General features: G+C 61.1%; 12 protein-coding genes. 8 read left to right on the forward strand and 4 right to left on the reverse strand.

The features are described from left to right. Nucleotides 1-142 precede the first annotated feature (142 nt). Together KYX69_RS21900 and traA are read right to left on the reverse strand one after the other, a co-directional pair. Nucleotides 143-838 carry a DUF6118 family protein gene (locus KYX69_RS21900; RefSeq protein ID WP_066697311.1) on the reverse strand — a complete coding sequence of 232 codons (696 nt, stop codon included), beginning with the start codon at nucleotides 836-838 and terminating at the stop codon, nucleotides 143-145. Nucleotides 839-847: 9 nt separating this feature from the next. Then, nucleotides 848-3,805 (reverse strand): Ti-type conjugative transfer relaxase TraA, encoded by a 2,958-nt coding sequence (traA, locus tag KYX69_RS21905; protein WP_066697309.1) that lies wholly within the window; start codon nucleotides 3,803-3,805, stop codon nucleotides 848-850. Nucleotides 3,806-3,977: 172 nt separating this feature from the next. Here traA and KYX69_RS21910 point away from each other — a divergent pair, with 172 nt between their 5' ends. From KYX69_RS21910 to KYX69_RS21940, 7 genes are all read left to right on the forward strand, one after another. Beyond that, entirely contained in the window at nucleotides 3,978-4,283 is a 306-nt protein-coding gene (locus KYX69_RS21910) for a conjugal transfer protein TraD (RefSeq protein WP_066697306.1), read from the forward strand. 22 nt (nucleotides 4,284-4,305) lie between these two features. Then, entirely contained in the window at nucleotides 4,306-4,527 is a 222-nt protein-coding gene (locus KYX69_RS21915) for a conjugal transfer protein TraD (RefSeq protein ID WP_066697685.1), read from the forward strand. Nucleotides 4,528-4,645: 118 nt separating this feature from the next. Beyond that, on the forward strand, nucleotides 4,646-7,951 hold the full coding sequence (locus tag KYX69_RS21920; protein WP_300501486.1) for an S-layer family protein: 3,306 nt from the start codon (nucleotides 4,646-4,648) through the stop codon (nucleotides 7,949-7,951). Nucleotides 7,952-7,969: 18 nt separating this feature from the next. Next, entirely contained in the window at nucleotides 7,970-8,662 is a 693-nt protein-coding gene (locus KYX69_RS21925; RefSeq protein ID WP_066697301.1) for a hypothetical protein, read from the forward strand. Nucleotides 8,663-8,695: 33 nt separating this feature from the next. Beyond that, entirely contained in the window at nucleotides 8,696-8,929 is a 234-nt protein-coding gene (locus tag KYX69_RS21930) for a hypothetical protein (protein ID WP_126516772.1), read from the forward strand. A 378-nt stretch (nucleotides 8,930-9,307) separates the two neighbouring features. Further along, the gene (locus tag KYX69_RS21935; protein ID WP_126516771.1) at nucleotides 9,308-10,033 is read left to right on the forward strand and encodes a hypothetical protein; all 726 of its coding nucleotides are present in this window, start codon (nucleotides 9,308-9,310) and stop codon (nucleotides 10,031-10,033) included. Between the two features lie 51 nt (nucleotides 10,034-10,084). Then, on the forward strand, nucleotides 10,085-12,508 hold the full coding sequence (locus KYX69_RS21940) for a serine/threonine-protein kinase (protein ID WP_126516770.1): 2,424 nt from the start codon (nucleotides 10,085-10,087) through the stop codon (nucleotides 12,506-12,508). Here the strand turns inward: KYX69_RS21940 and KYX69_RS21945 are convergent. After that, nucleotides 12,505-13,002, reverse strand: a complete 498-nt coding sequence (locus tag KYX69_RS21945) for an ECF-type sigma factor (RefSeq protein WP_066697297.1) — start codon at nucleotides 13,000-13,002, stop codon at nucleotides 12,505-12,507. The two genes, KYX69_RS21940 and KYX69_RS21945, sit on opposite strands and share 4 nt — an antisense overlap. 531 nt (nucleotides 13,003-13,533) lie before the next feature. Between KYX69_RS21945 and KYX69_RS21950 the strand changes: the two genes are divergently transcribed. Then, the gene (locus KYX69_RS21950; protein WP_066697294.1) at nucleotides 13,534-13,737 is read left to right on the forward strand and encodes an AlpA family transcriptional regulator; all 204 of its coding nucleotides are present in this window, start codon (nucleotides 13,534-13,536) and stop codon (nucleotides 13,735-13,737) included. Nucleotides 13,738-13,749: 12 nt separating this feature from the next. Here KYX69_RS21950 and KYX69_RS21955 read toward each other — a convergent pair whose 3' ends face one another. Then, nucleotides 13,750-14,982, reverse strand: coding sequence for an integrase arm-type DNA-binding domain-containing protein (locus tag KYX69_RS21955; protein ID WP_086129922.1), 1,233 nt, complete (start codon nucleotides 14,980-14,982; stop codon nucleotides 13,750-13,752). Nucleotides 14,983-15,163 lie beyond the last annotated feature (181 nt).

Raw genomic sequence — 15,163 nt, forward strand, 5'->3', positions numbered from 1 at the left:
TGGTGACCCCTACGGGCACCCGGCAATCGTGGCAAGGTACTGATTTTACGGCAGTATCTGCGTTAAGCGCCTTGTTGATACCATCGGAAGTGCCATCTGTCCATAGAGATATTATGAGCCGGAGTGGCACTGCCTGGTTTCGTCACGGCTGTCGGTTCTGCACCCTGATCGTGCATCGCACTGGCTGTTTGGCCACTGTGGCCTGCTGCTCGCAAGCATCGATGGCCTCACGGTTGTCCCGGCGTATATCGGCGGCATCGGATATGGCTTGCCATGCCTCCGGGCTATCGGCCCGCATCATCCGGGTTCCAGCTTCCCATAGCGTAGGCTCGCGCACGGTGCGCGCGGCGATGCGTTCGGGCAGATGCCAGCTTGCCGGGAGGATGCGCGCGATGAAGCCGGGAAGGACAGCCCATAGCAGGCATCCGGCGAGCAAGCCGCCGCCTGCCGCCCATTTGAGGCGGCGGCGTTGCTCGTTGAAGCTGGCAACGTCTCCGGCCAACGCCCGCAAGGCGCGGGATGACTCGATATGTTGCTGCTTTGCATCGGAAAGGGCGACGTGGTCATCGCGCCGCGCTTTTGCGGCGGCGGCCTGTATCCGTGCCGCCATATCCTCTGGGGTCATCTGCATGGCGGGATGCTCATCGATGGCGACCAGCCGCTTCGCCATCTCGCCAAGGGTGTTGCTGTAATCGGGAATGTCGATTTCCGCCTTCTCGGTCGCCAGATTCTGGACCGCGCGGCGGACCAGCGCCATTTCGCCTTCAAGCCGTGCGAACGCCTGTGTCGCCGGATCGGGTTCCTGTTCGGAATCCAAGGGCAGTGATCTGTCTTCCATATCTTTTTCCTATCTGCTCATGCCAAGGTTGCGCCCGTGATCGAACGGCACGGAATCCGCGAGATCGCGGACAAGGCTGCGGCCCATTTCCATGTCGATGCCGAGTTCACGGGTGCGCCCGCGCAGGACCGATTCCATCTGCGCATCGCGTTCGAGGCCTTTCGCCATGCCGTGCATTTCCTGCGCGACACGCTTCGCACCTCGGAAGTCGCCGTCGCGCTGCAAGTCCTCGCGGTGACGCTGGAGCTGCTGCCAGCCTTCGACGAACCTGTCGGCGCGCTGGAAGGGATCGGCACGGATTTCAGCTTCAAGCTGCATCGCGCGCATGGCGGCCTGGCCGCGCCCTTCGGCGGCTTCGTGGACAAGCTCGGGCTGGCGCTGGAACGCCGCGCCGAGATCGGCGGCGGCATGGGGCCGGATCGCCTCCACTCCCGCGCGCGCCTTGTCCAGCGCTTCGCGCTGGTGCGGAAGCACCGGGAGACCCTGGCCCTGCATCCGCGTTATGTCGGCGGCAGCGCGGGCGTAGCGCTCCACCGCGCGGCGCGGATCGGGCGCGCGGGCTTGGCGGACAAGCGCCTGTTCCTTCTCTCCTTCTGGCCCGTGGGGTTGCGGACGGAAGTTGGCGAACATGCCCGGTTCGCGCTCGGGGGCTTGCGCTTTGGGCCGGAACCCATCGAACATTCCGCGCGCGCGTTCGGGAATCTTCTGGATGATTTCCGCTATACGCTCGCGGAAGGTGATGCCGCGCCGTTCGGCGAACTGCTGCGCTGGGTCGCGGCGCTCGTAATCGCTCGCCATGTCCTTGGCCCGCTCGCGGGACAGGGTGCGGACAAGGCGGGATTCGTCCTTGAAGTCGTCGCGGCCATAGTGGAGCGCCATACCTTCACGGTGACGCGACATGCCGACATATGCGCCGTGGCGGTCCATGCCCGGCGTTGCCAGCACATGGGCGCGGTCAACGGTCATACCCTGCGCCTTGTGGATCGTGGCGGCATAGCCGTGATCGACATGGGCATAGTGCTTGGTGTCGAACGCGACGCTGCGCCCGTCATCGGTGCGGACGGCGATATGCTCTGGGCTGACCTTTTCGACCGTGCCCAGCGTGCCGTTCTTGACCTCAAGGCTGCGCTCGTTGCGCAGGAACATGATGCGGTCGCCACTGGCGAACATGCGGTTGCCGGGCTCTGCCTTCACCAGCACGTCATCGCCCAGCGCATTGCTCGTGTGCATCCGGTCGCGCGCCGCTTCATTGAGTTCGCGCACTTCGTCATTGGTGTGGGTAAGGATGATGCGGGTCTGATCCGGCGCGGCGATGCGTTCGCGATCCCACCGCTCGACAAGCTCGCTGCGCGCTGCCTCGCGCGTGTCGGCGGCATGGACCATGCCATGATCGGCATAGGCCCGGATCGCTTCTCCCGTGCGCCCTGTAGCAAGTTGCCGGGTGGCATCCTGCTGCCAGCCCTCATGCTGGCGGCGAACCTGGGTGATCTCGACGCCGCCATGCCGCTCATGGATCGCGCGGAACGCCGCGCCCGCCTCGATGGCCTGCAACTGCTGCGGGTCGCCGACCAGCACGACCTTTGCGCCCGCGTCGACGGCATGGGAGAGAACGCGCTCCATCTGGCGCGTGCCGACCATGCCCGCCTCGTCGATCACCAGCACGTCACGCGAAGTCAAAAGGTCGCGCCCCTGCGCCCAGCCATGTTCCATGCTGGCGATAGTGCGCGAGGCGATGCGGGAACCATTCTCCAACCCCTCCGCCGCGATGCCGGACAGCGCCGCGCCGCGCACTTCGAATCCGGCGCGCTCCCATGCCTCGCGCGCAACGCCCAGCATCGCGCTCTTGCCCGTTCCGGCGTATCCCACAACCACGCTGAGGCCGCGCCCGTCCGCTACATGCTCGAACGCCGCGCGTTGCTCGCCGGTCAGCGCCAGCCCGCACCCTTTCACCTGCGCCAATGCGGCGGCTCGGTCCTTCCCGTCCACGTGATGCCGTTCCCGCTCGGCCATCAACTCGCTGGCGCGCTGTAACCGCTGCTCGGTCTCGATCATCTCGCGGCTGGTGAACCGATCTTCGCCGCGTCCGTCCTTGCCAAGCTCGACAAGATCGGGGGACGCACGGACGGCGCTCAATGCCCGGTCGAACTGCTCTTTCCCGTCCGTGTGGCTATGCACGAACATTGCCATGTCACGGTGCGTGAATGTCGCCTGCTGGTGGGTGATTGCGTCCAGGGCGACACACGGTTCCGCGATGATCCGTTCGCCGTTCCGCTGCGCGATGGCGCGGTGATCCTCGATGCGCTCGGACTCAAGTCCACGCTCGCCCATGCGTGATGCAGCGGGACCAATCTTGTCCTGCGGTTCAAGCCCGATGCCCTGTGCTTGCAAACTGCGGTGATCGACGCGCGCGTCAATGTCGAGTTCGGCAAGCCGTCCATTGACATGATCGGCCCAGCGTTCGCGCCATTGCTCGACAAGCTCGGTCCTGTTCCAGTCGCGGACCTTCGCGCCGAAACCCTCCTCGTCCACTTCGCGCATCGTCAACATGACATGGGCGTGCGGCTTCGCCATGCCGTCCGCGCCAATATCCCAGTGAACATTGAGGTCGGCGATCATGCCGCGATTGACGAACTCCTGACCTGCAAAATCGCGCGCCAGTTCGATGCCCTGTGCCTGTGTCATCTCGCGCGGAATGGCGAACTCGACTTCGCGGGCAAGCTGGGCGTCCTTGCGAACCTCCGCCGCCTCGACCGCGTTCCACAGCTTCTCGCGGTCGGCGAATTCCTCGGGCGCATTGTCCGGCAGGAGAATTTCGGAATGAACGACGCCCGACTTGTTGGTGAAGTCGTGATCGCGGTCGAGCCGGTCATCGTGCAGCCGTTCGCCTGCGCGATAGGCAGCGGCGGCAACGGCGCTGCGTCCGCTCGCCCGCCCGATGACCTTTGCGCTGAAATGGAAGATTGCCATGATGGCAATCCATCTACACTACAACGGGCACGTCGGAACGACGTATAAGCGCGCCCTCCCATGATAAAATCCTGCTCGGGACTATCTGGTTCCAGAACGTCCCGACGACTCTACAGCATTACGCGCGGCACACTATTATCATGGGCGCATCAACTCTCAACGGAGACTTGCGATGCGTAAACCCAGGGACTTCGATTCGGAACTGAAGGCGCTGGCCGACAAGGCACGTCAACTCAAAGAACGCCGCGTCCAGCAACTCGGCGAACTGGTGATTGCTTGCCGAGCCGATGCCACTGACGCGGAAACACTGGCGGGTGCGTTGCTGGTCATTGCCGAAACCGACGATGCCGCACGAAAGGAGAGCTGGCGCAAGCGCGGGGCTACCTTCTTTCAAGGCAACGCGCGTGGTCGAACTGCGGGAACTGATCGCGACAAAGGCAGCACTACGCCGAATGACAGCGGCGCGGTATCGGCTTGAAGCACAGAAGGCGCGAACCGACATGCGCGAATGGGCCGTGCAACGCCGCGAACGCACGCGTCAACTGATCGAACTGGGCGGCCTCGTCGTGAAAGCCGGACTGGTCGATCTCACCGATGACGATCGCGCCGCGCTCTACGGCGCGTTCCTCACCGTTGCGGCCAAGCTGCGCAGTGAGGACCGTGAACAGGCGCTCGTGTTGTGGAAACGGAAAGGGAAACGGGCATTCGAGAGCGAGAGATAACGAAAATCCTCTCGCATTTCCTGCCATCTCAAAAAATATTTTCAAATCGGTGAACCGAAATTCGCGCCGATGTCGCCTTAGCATAACAAAGACCGAAATTTGCTTCGCGTTCCTGTGCATGGAGACCGGCATGACAATTCATTCAAAGCTACGGCTGAGTGCGGCTGTGATAGCGTTGATGGTGCCGGGAACGGCATGGGCGAATTGCGATCTGACACAGCCCGACGTAATCTGCGACGGCGCGACAGGGGCGAATACGACCGCGACGATTACCGGCAAGCGCTCTGTGCGGTTCCAAAATAGCGAGACGCAGGCAGCCACTACCGGGCTGACTGTCAACGGTGATGCCACCAACGGCGCGAACGTGACGATTGATGCGGGATCGTCGATCAACGCCAGCCAAGCGGCGTCGCTGGGGCCGGGCCAGGCGCTGATTGCCTATACCGCGCTGACCTTGCGTGGCGGCGGTAACGGAGCCACTGCGCGGATCAACGGCGACCTGATCTCGGCCAGTTCTTACGGACTCGACGCATCCACTACGACATCGACCGGGCTGATTGATGTCGCACAAGGCGCGACCTCGACGATCCGGGGTGCTTCCTACTCACTGGGCGGATTGAATTACGGCTTTAACGCAATCCGCACCCAAGCCATCGGTGGTGCAGACACGCGGATAACAACCAACGGGACATTGGTTGGCGGTATCAACGCATCCAGCGGCAATCCTAATACCATCGACGATACCAGTGCGGGAGCTTCCGCGTTTCAGATCACCAACAACGGATCGATCCTCGACCTTTCCAACGGACTGGGCGGCATCGCCATCACGCAGCGCGGCACCGGCGATGTCAGCGTGGTCAACAACGGCAGCATCCTGACGACCAGCTTCGGTATCAACGCGAATGTCTACACCCCGACAGGCGTCACTCGTAACGCGGCGACCACGATAACGGTCAATGGCAATATTGGGAGTGCCGCAAGTCGGCCACGCATCGCCGCGATAGTTCAGGTTTCGGGAGGAACCAACACCGGCGATATCCGGATCGGCCTGAACAGCGCCAGCATCTTCGGTGGACTGATTGCTACAGGAGACACGCGCGGGAACGTATCGATCATCGGCACCGGGACCGGCTTGATCTCCGACAATTCGTTCGGTCCGAACCTTACTGCGGCAACCGTCATTGCTGCGAACACGCTCAAGAAAGGACCAGGCAACGTCACGATCGATCTCACCCAGACCATCGGAGTTGATCTGAGGAACTATAATACTGCAACATTGGGGACAGCATCGATTGACGCTGCTACCAGCGGAAGCGGCGCGGTCTCGGTCAACCGGACATCGGGCGGCGGCAACATCACCGTCGCCAATGGCAACGCCATCGATCTGCTCATCAACAGTGGCGTGGGCATTTCCACCGCAGTAGGGTCGTTTGTCCCCCTGTCTGCTGCGGAGCAGGCAACCCGGCTTGACAACAACACCGCCACCCTTGCGGTAACAGTCGGGGCAGGCAAAACAGTCAGTGCGGCTCAGGGCACCGGTATCCGGCTGTTCAGCGGCTATTCGACCGGCGCGGCGACCGCAGACATTAATGGCACGATCAGCGCGGGTAACGCCGGAGTGTGGGGACGCGGCACGCGCAACGATTTCACGGTCACCGTTGCGACCACCGGCAGCATTGCTGGTGCCACCGGAATCGATCTCACCACCGCCGCAGACTATTCCGATCCCAATTCCGACTTCAGCACCGGCGCGATTGTCCAGCTCAATATCACCCCAACTGTGGCGGGCCTGCAACTGGCCGGTGTATTGACGGCGAACAATGCGGGCACGGTTTCGGGCACCACGACCGGAATAAGGCTGATCGCGGGTGGAACGGGAACTGCCGTCGTCACCAACACCGGCACCCTCACTGGCGGCACCAACGCCGTCGCCGGATCGACCGCAGGCACTGCATTCCGCATCACCAATGGCGCAACCGGCACGATGACCGGCGGGATCAACGTCACCGGATCGTCGGTCAGCGCCTCGCTGTTCACCAACTCAGGCCGTTGGAATGTAGGCAGTGGAAACTCGTCGTTTTCGGGCGCATTGGCCAACACCGGCATCATCAACGCGGCGGACGGGGTCGCCGGGAACAATTCCATCACAATCACCGGAAACTACACCGGCGGCGGGCAGATATTCCTTGATGCCAGCACAGCAACCGCCCGTGCCGATACGCTGACCATCACGGGCACGGCGACCGGCACCACCGCCGTCACCGTCAACCGGCTGGCGCAGGGGCGGATCGCGGGCGGATTCCTGCCGCTGATTACTGTCACCGGCGGTGCGGCGGCGGGGGCGTTCACCTCCACTTCCTTTGCCGACGCGGGCGTGTTCCGTGAGAGCTTCGGGGTGAGCAAGACCAACGCTAACCAGTTCGGTATTTTGCAGGCGTTCAATCCGCTGCTCACCGGGCTGGGCGGACTACATGTAACGGCGGCAACAGCGGCGGCGGCACTTGATGACTCCGTGCTACCCTATGTCACTGGCCGCGAGGGTGCTGCTTCAGGCAAGCCGCACCTCGGTCTATGGATACGCGGCACCTCGGGTAGTCTCGGCCAGACGCTGGCGACCGTCATCTCCGACAGCACGACGCAGCTTGCCAGCGCGACCAACCGGCTCGAACTCGATCATCGTTCGATCCAGGGTGGAGCCGATCTCGGTTGGAGCGATCTTGGCGGTAGGGGCTGGTCCGTGCATCTGGGCATCATGGGTGGCACCTATAGTGCCGACGCCACCCAGCCCGCGACACGGATCAAGGTGAATGTGCCGTTTCTGGGAGCCTATGCTGCGTTGACAGGCGACAGGCTGACCATCGAAGCCAATGTGCGGCGCGAATGGCGGCGGTTCGATGTGACCAATGCTGTGCTGTTTGGCACTGCCGCAGCGACCAGAACCAAAGGTCGTGCATGGGCGGGCGCGGTAGCGGCGTCATACCGCCTGCCGCTTGGACACGGCTTTGCACTTACCCCGCGTGCGGCGTTGAGCTGGAGCAACAGCCGCATCGATACCTTTGCCATCGATAATTTCACACGGCTGGCTCCCGGTAGCGACAATAATAGCGTCGCCCGGCTCGGCGCGCGATTGTCATGGGCGGGCAAGGGCGGCTCAGGACTGTTCGCCGAACCCTATGCCGGGGCATATTGGGTAAAGAATATGTCGAACAGCGAGACTGCTACGATCCTCTCAGCGGACGCGGCGGGCACCGTCATCGGCTACAACCTCAATGCCACCGGCTACCGTTCAACTGGCCAATATGTCGCGGGGCTGAGCTTGCGCGATGAGCGTGGCCATCTTTCGGGCTTTATTGAAGGGCGGCTTGACCGGGGGAATAGCGTGCGCGGGCACGCCATTTCGGGCGGTGTGCGGGTCCAATTCTAGTCTCAAGGGAACCAACCCATGTCTTTTGAAGATTTCATGGCCGGAACGGTCGATGCACGGGTTTCCCGAGGGAGTTTTGATCACTCCACCAAGACTTTAGCCCCACTCCCGCTCGATGCCACCGATGCAGCTAAGACGGGCCGTGAAGCGGAGCTGAAAGTGGTTCAGTCCGAAATTGCGGCAAAATTTGACGCGGACTATTTGCCCTGCGCTGCGCAAATGGGGGGCTTGTTCGCGCAGGCGCAATCCTGCCGCACGCTGGGTCAGATGCTGCCACTCAGACTTTTTCAAGCGCAAGGTTACATGATTGGCCATCTGGTTACGCTCTGCCAAGCCTACCAAGCCGATGCTGACGTTCTGGCAAAGCTCGGTTTACCAGGCTTTCAGGCTTATCTCAAACGCTTCGCGGACGACGCGGTACAGGCGCAAGCGGCAATCAAGAACACCGTCGCCGCCGGTATGCCGGGGCCAGGCTTGGAACCGGAAGCATTCTTCGCCGCCTTGAACGCGGGCCTGCCTGTAATCCCTGACCTTCCCCAGCAGGGCGGAGACGTGGGTACGCCCGGTCCTATGACGGGTTGGCCCGGCCTAGCATCACAATCGACGACGATGCCGCCTTCTGGTGGGCTGCCGTTCCTCCCAAGCCCGCCCTTTGGGGGCGATAGAGAACCGAGGCATTCAAGCAACGCGAGGCAAACAGATAATGCGTAGCGCACGATTAACCAAGAAAAAGGAGATAATCAGATGGCAAGCGTATATGTTTCATGGACTGGCGGAATTGACGGATCGGTCTATATCGATGTTGCTTCCGAGACTGTTGGGCCTTTCAACAGTAACTCATACTATACCGTCACTCTGCCCGATGCCGACGGAACCTATCCCGTGCGACCATGGTGCGGAAGCATTGAAAGCTCAAATCAAGTTTCGGTGTCAGGTGGTTATGCCTCGCCCGATCGGATCAACTGCGATCTCGGTTAAACGGGTCGGTCGAGCCGTGGCGGCGTGAACGCATTTACCAATTTGGTGTCTCTGCCGCCATCGTTCGCAGCGAGGAATCTCGAAAGGGAAAGCAATGTGGAAAGCTATGCATGAAAAGTTCGAGGACAGTCAGATGATTGCCCCGAACAGCTACAGGTTCGCTGAGGCGAGAAAAAATCAGATCCCGGAAACCGCAGGATATGGAGCCTGTACATGTTGCGGGTGCGGAAGCTTCTTCAACGACGGTACTGGCGATTGTCGATGTGGCCACTCCTTTGGCCAGCATTACAGCTGACCCATGCTATCGTCGCGGGATCAGTCGATGGCCGAAGTAGCAACCTTCCCGCCGTTCTTTGACTTCCAAGGCCCTATAGGTCGGTGACGGAACTCGTCACCACCTTGTCATCGACACCGATGTGGATCTTGGCTCTGGCCGTGCTCGCCTATGTTGGCCGGAATTGGTTTGAAAGCATGCTGAAAAGCCGGTTCGCTGTTGCCGAGCAACGCATCGCTGCCTCGCTCGCCATCAGGGCGGGACTGCGCTCGCATGAACAGAACGAACTGGTCGCGTTTCGCATCGCGGTCGAGAAGTGGGAATATTTCCTGCAAAGCGGCATCGGCGATCTGACGATGCAGGCCGAATCGAAGGACTTCGAGCCAGCCGATTTTCACAAATCCGATCTCAAACTGTTCGGCAATGTGCGGCTTGCCGCAGTCAAGGCGTCGATCTTCCTGTGCGATCCCAACCTCGAAATCGAACTGCTCAAAACCATCGCTACGATAAGAGCGCTATATTATCCGCTTCTCGAAACGACAATGCACGATCTGCTCGAAACTCAGGAACAAATGCTGCCCTATCTCAATCGTTTGCGGCTGTTCGAGGCCAGTGGTCAGAAGGACACCGTTATCGCGTTGACCGCCGATGAAGCGCAGGTCCTGATCAGCCTGCGGCATCAAATGACGGCAGTTTTGCAGGGCTTTGCCGAGAACCTGTCTAGCCAATATCGCTCCATCGCCGAACAGCTTTACGAACTCAAGGACAAGATCAACGTTCGCACCTATCGCCCTCTGACGAATTCAGAGGTTGATCCCGGGAATGGATAGTCCGGGAGCAATGACGCCGACGCAATCGGCTTTCGATGTCATTCGTGGTATTTGGTAGAAAAATCAATTCAGGATGCCTGTGTGTCAGTCGATTCATTAGCACTCAAGGTTGTTGAAGCCGCACTGGGCATTGATAACGCCGAGGCAAGGCGCGCATTTGTAATAGGTCGTTGTGGCAAGGATGCAGGCTTACGCGCGCGCGTCGAAGAACTGCTTGCACATGAGCATACAAATTTCCGACTGCTTCCCACCGAAAGCCTCATCAAGCCGTTGGGCGTGATTGAGGCGATTCCCAAACGGATCGGGCCATACAAAATCACCGCCGAGATCGCGCGCGGCGGGATGGGGGCGGTGGTCAAGGCCGAGCGTGATGACGGTGTGTTCCAGCAGCAGGTGGCGATCAAGCTGATCCGGGGCGATCTGGCAAGTGACCGCGCCAAAGCCCGATTTGCCGAGGAGCGCCGGATTCTCGCCAGGCTGCGTCATCCGGGCATCGTGCGTATCCTCGATGGCGGCGATGCCGACGGCCGTCCGTGGCTGGCGATGGACTATGTCGATGGCCTCCCAATCACCGAAGCGCTGTGCAAGGCCGGGGTGGACCGGACCGCACGGCTCGATGCGTTCGAGGCGGTGTGTGAGGCGGTGGCCTTTGCCCATCGCAGTCTGGTGATCCATGCCGACATCAAACCATCGAACGTGCTGATGAGCGCGGACGGCGCGGTGCATCTGCTTGATTTCGGTATCGCCCGTTTGATTTCGGTGATTGACACCGACGAGACAGGCGATCCCTATCCGCTGACCAAGGGCTATGCCGCACCGGAACGCGCGGTGGGTGTGGCACCGACGATTACCAGTGACGTGTTTAGCTTGGGCGTGTTGCTGCTGGGGATGCTCGGTTGCAAGGTGCCGGGAGAGGACGGTGATTTCATTCCCGGCACACGCCTGCCGGTAGGGCAGCTTGACGGCGATCTGGGCGCGATTGCCGCCCGCACACTGGCTGAAAAGCCCGAGGATCGTTACCCCGACGTTGCCGCTTTGCTCTCTGACATCCGTCGTATGCGCGCCTTTGTGCCGCTGGCGGCGCGACACGATGCGGGATGGCGTTATGTCGTGGGCCGTTTCATCCAGCGGCACCGGAAGGGTCTGACGCTGACCGGGCTGGCCGCACTTGCGCTGGTTGCGGCGACAGCAATCAGCACGGTCCAGTATGTCCGGGCCGAACGTGCCCGCGCCGAAGCGGACGCAAGGTTTGTCGAGGTACGCCACCTTGCCAAATTCATGCTCACCGAGCTCAGTGATGATCTGAGCGATGCACCGGGAACGGTTGTCGCCCGTGCGCGGCTTGCGGAGGTTTCGGGGCAGTATCTCGAACGGCTGGGCAGCGTTAGGGATGCGCCAGCCGACCTTCGGCTCGATACCGCGCAGGGCTATCGGCGACTGGCCAGTTTGCAAGGATTGTCTGGCACATCGAACCTCGGCCATCCCGATCAGGCCGCGAAATCACTCGATCAAGCTGAAGCTTTGCTAGCGGTTCTGGCAAAGGAGCAGCCGGGCAATCCAGAAGTGCTTGAGGAACTAGGGTGGGTCACTGCCGGTCGATGGGCGATGGCGGCTGACAACGGCAAATCGCGTCAACTGAATAACCGTGCGGCTGGCTATTTCCGGCAAGCCCTTGCCATCGACCCGGCCAGACAGAGCGCGCTGATCGGCTTTCTGGTCACTGAAAAGAGCCGCGCCTATGATATGATCTGGAGCGAAAATCGCCCGGCCGCCGCAGTCCCCGTGCTGTTCTCTGCGCTTTCCCGACTGCGGGCCGTTAGGTTTGAGCGTGTAAACCGGCGCGATGCCCGCCTGCTAGAAGTGAACCTGCTGGGTCGTCTCGGCGATGCTATCTACTACGCAGGCGACAAGCCTGGATCACTTGTTCCCTATCGCGAGGCGGAGGCCATCATCCGCGCCGAGCTTGCCAAGGGAACATCGCTGGTATGGACCGACAAGTTCGGCGAAGCCAAATTCAACATCAGCGGGACGCTTGGCGATATTAACGGGCAGAATGAAGCCGCCCTGCGTGAAGCACGCGAAGGGATTGTGGCCCTTCAACGCGTGCTGGCATTCGGCCCAGATGCTAACATCGAAAAGCGCTTGCTGATCCTCTACGGTCAAGAAGCAAACGTGCTTTCGGATATGGGGCGCATGGCCGAAGCGGTCGCAGCCTCCAACGCCAGTATCGCGCTGCGACGCGAACGACTAGCGCGCGTACCCCACGATCCGCAACGAAATCGCGACCTCGCAGTCGCACTGCCTAACCATGCCGAAGTGCTAGCCCGTGCAGGAAGCCATCGTGCAGCGTGCAATGCGGCCCAGGAGGCTGTTCGGCAATGGACTGCGATCCGGGCCGCTGGAAACCTCGGCGCGCGCGATGCCGCCAAGGACGTTCCCGAAGCTGCGAAAGTAGCGACCCGGCTCTGCGGTTAATTATCAGCCAATTCGTCGGCCAACCATAGCCGCGCCGTCTGCCAGCGCCGTTTGATTGTCGATTCTGAACTTTCCAGCACAACAGCGATTTCGTCAGGTTTAAGACCAACGAAAAACCGCATCTCAACGATTCTTGCAAGTTCGGGTGAGATCGTTTCCAGCTTTGAGAGTGCCGCGTCCAGCATCTCGACATCGACCCCGCTATTCCCGGGGTCGTCTTCAAAAAAGATACTCGGTGCCTGGCGTTTGGCTCGCTTGCGGCTTTTGATTGCATCCATCATGGCTTGCCGCATGATCCGTGCGCCGGTGGCGAAGAAATGCTGGCGGTCGTTCCAACTCATCTGCTCAAGCCTGATGATCCGCAGTGCAGCTTCGTTCACCAGTTCAGTGGGTTGCAAGGTAAGCATGGGTGCGTCACGGTGCAGCATACGTGAGGCCGCCGCGCGCAGTTCATCATACACTTCGCTGAGCAATTGATCGCGTTCGGCCAGCATCGGCACCCCCATTTGCCCAATAGCAAAGAAGGGGCGAGCCGGAAGCAGGATTTTCGCCTCTCAAAAGGTTTGCGGGATGCGGATGTCAAGGGGCAATAAAGTCTGCAACTGCCAGTAATATACCGAAACCGGCACTGACATGGCCTGCGGCTTGCGCCTTTGGCATGGCGCGGGGCAAACTGACATTCAGCGGGCAGACCATCGGAAGGTAGGTCTGCAATGGTGCGCGAGTCGGGCGCGCAATCTGATCAGCAGCAGCGCAACTTTGCGTCGATAGTGTCGAACAACGTGACGTGCGCGTCACAGTTGCGACGGAAATGTGAAATTGCGCTCCGCCAAGCGCTACCCGGCGTCGCCGTGCACCGCCAGCCGCATCCGTTTACAGCCGTCTGCCGCCGTCCGCCTGTATTTACTGCCGTGGCTGCGATTGGCACCGGATGTCCTCGCAAAGGCACTTGAGCGGAAAATTGTAATCACCAAAACTCGGCTCAGGGGGAGCCATTGATAGCCAAGGAATGGAAGAAAGTCCCCATGAACTGCCCTGATCGTATCATCCGCCTGAAAACTGTTCTCGCCCGCACCGGCTTGTCCCGCTCCACCATGTATCGCAAGATCAAAGAGGGCACGTTCCCCCGGCGGGTGCCGATCAGCACGCACGGAACCGGCTGGTACGAATCCGCCGTCAATCGCTGGATAGCCGATCCCCTGCGTTACCGCGAAGATCGCGCCGAATGAGGGAAAGCCGGGTTACTCCCCGGCTTTTGCCTTCTTGAAATCGCCCTTTATGACTTTCGCGCCATCACGCAGGAAGTCGAGATGGTCGGACCAGTGCTGCATCATCCGCACGCGCTCGTCCCAATATTCGCCCCGCGTGTAGGCACGGCGCACGGCGTTGTTGTCGCAATGGGCAAGTTGCCGTTCGATCGCGTCAGGATGCCATAGGCCCATTTCGTTCAGGAGCGTCGCCGCCATCGCCCGGAAGCCGTGGCCGGTCATCTCGTCCTGGGCGAAGCCCATGCGCCGCAGCGCCGCGTTGATGGTGTTCTCCGACATGGGCCGATCCACAGAACGTAACGACGGAAACAGATAGGAGCTGTAGCCCGCGTCATGCTCGATGGTCTTGAGGATGGCGAGCGCCTGGGCGGACAGTGGGATACTGTGGGCGCGGCGCATCTTAGTCTTGTGCTTCGGGATGGTCCAAAGCGCCTCGTCGAAATCGAAGTCGGCCCATTCAGCATAGCGCAGTTCGCCCGGACGCACGAACACATGCGGGAGCAAGCGCAACGCTGCTTTGGTGTTGGCAAAACCCTCGAACGCCTCGATGGCGCGCAGTAGGCCGCCCGCCTCGTTAGCGTTCGTGATCGCGGCGCGATGGACGGGCTGGGGCGCGATGAGCGCGCCGCAAAGATCGGCGGCGACATCGCGCTCGGCCCGAGCCGTGGCGATGGCGTAGCGGAATATCTGGCTGCATGTGCTGCGTAGGCGCTTGGCCGTCTCGTAGCGGCCCTTACCCTCCATCTTGCGGAGCATCACCAACAGTTCCTGCGCGGAGATGGAGGCGACGGGGCGCTTGCCGATGGATTCGTTGATGAAGTCCAGCAGCCAGCGGAGCTTCTTCATGGTGACGCCGGAGCGACCCTCACGCTCGACCTTCACAAGCCATTCGTCGGCTACCGCCTTGAAGCTGTTGGACGCCGCGACAGCCGCCGCAACCTTTTCCAGCTTGATCTGTTCGGCGGGATCATCGCCGCGCGCCAGAACCTTGCGGGCCGCGTCGCGCTGCTCGCGGGCTTCGGCAAGGCCGGTGTCGGGATAGACCCCGAACGCCAGCGTCTTCTGCTTGCCAAGGTAGCGATAGTTCATCCGCCAGTAGCGACCGCCATTGGGGGTGACATAGAGGAACAGCCCGTCACTATCGGTGAGTTTGTAGGGCTTTTCGCGGCCCTTGGCATTTTTGATCGCGACAGCGGTAAGCGCCATGATGGTATCTCCGGCAAGGGGAGGACCGCGCTACCATCAGATATACCATCAGGATGGTGGTATCCGGTGGCACGAAGCCGCTCCGCATGGGATACCTATACCACAAGAAAACCGCAGAAATCAGCCAGTTATGGCATCATCTGGAACCCTCTGGGAGAGGATTTTGGTGACCCCTACGGGA

Source organism: Sphingomonas sp. (assembly GCF_030145815.1).
Classification (GTDB): Bacteria; Pseudomonadota; Alphaproteobacteria; order Sphingomonadales; family Sphingomonadaceae; genus Sphingomonas.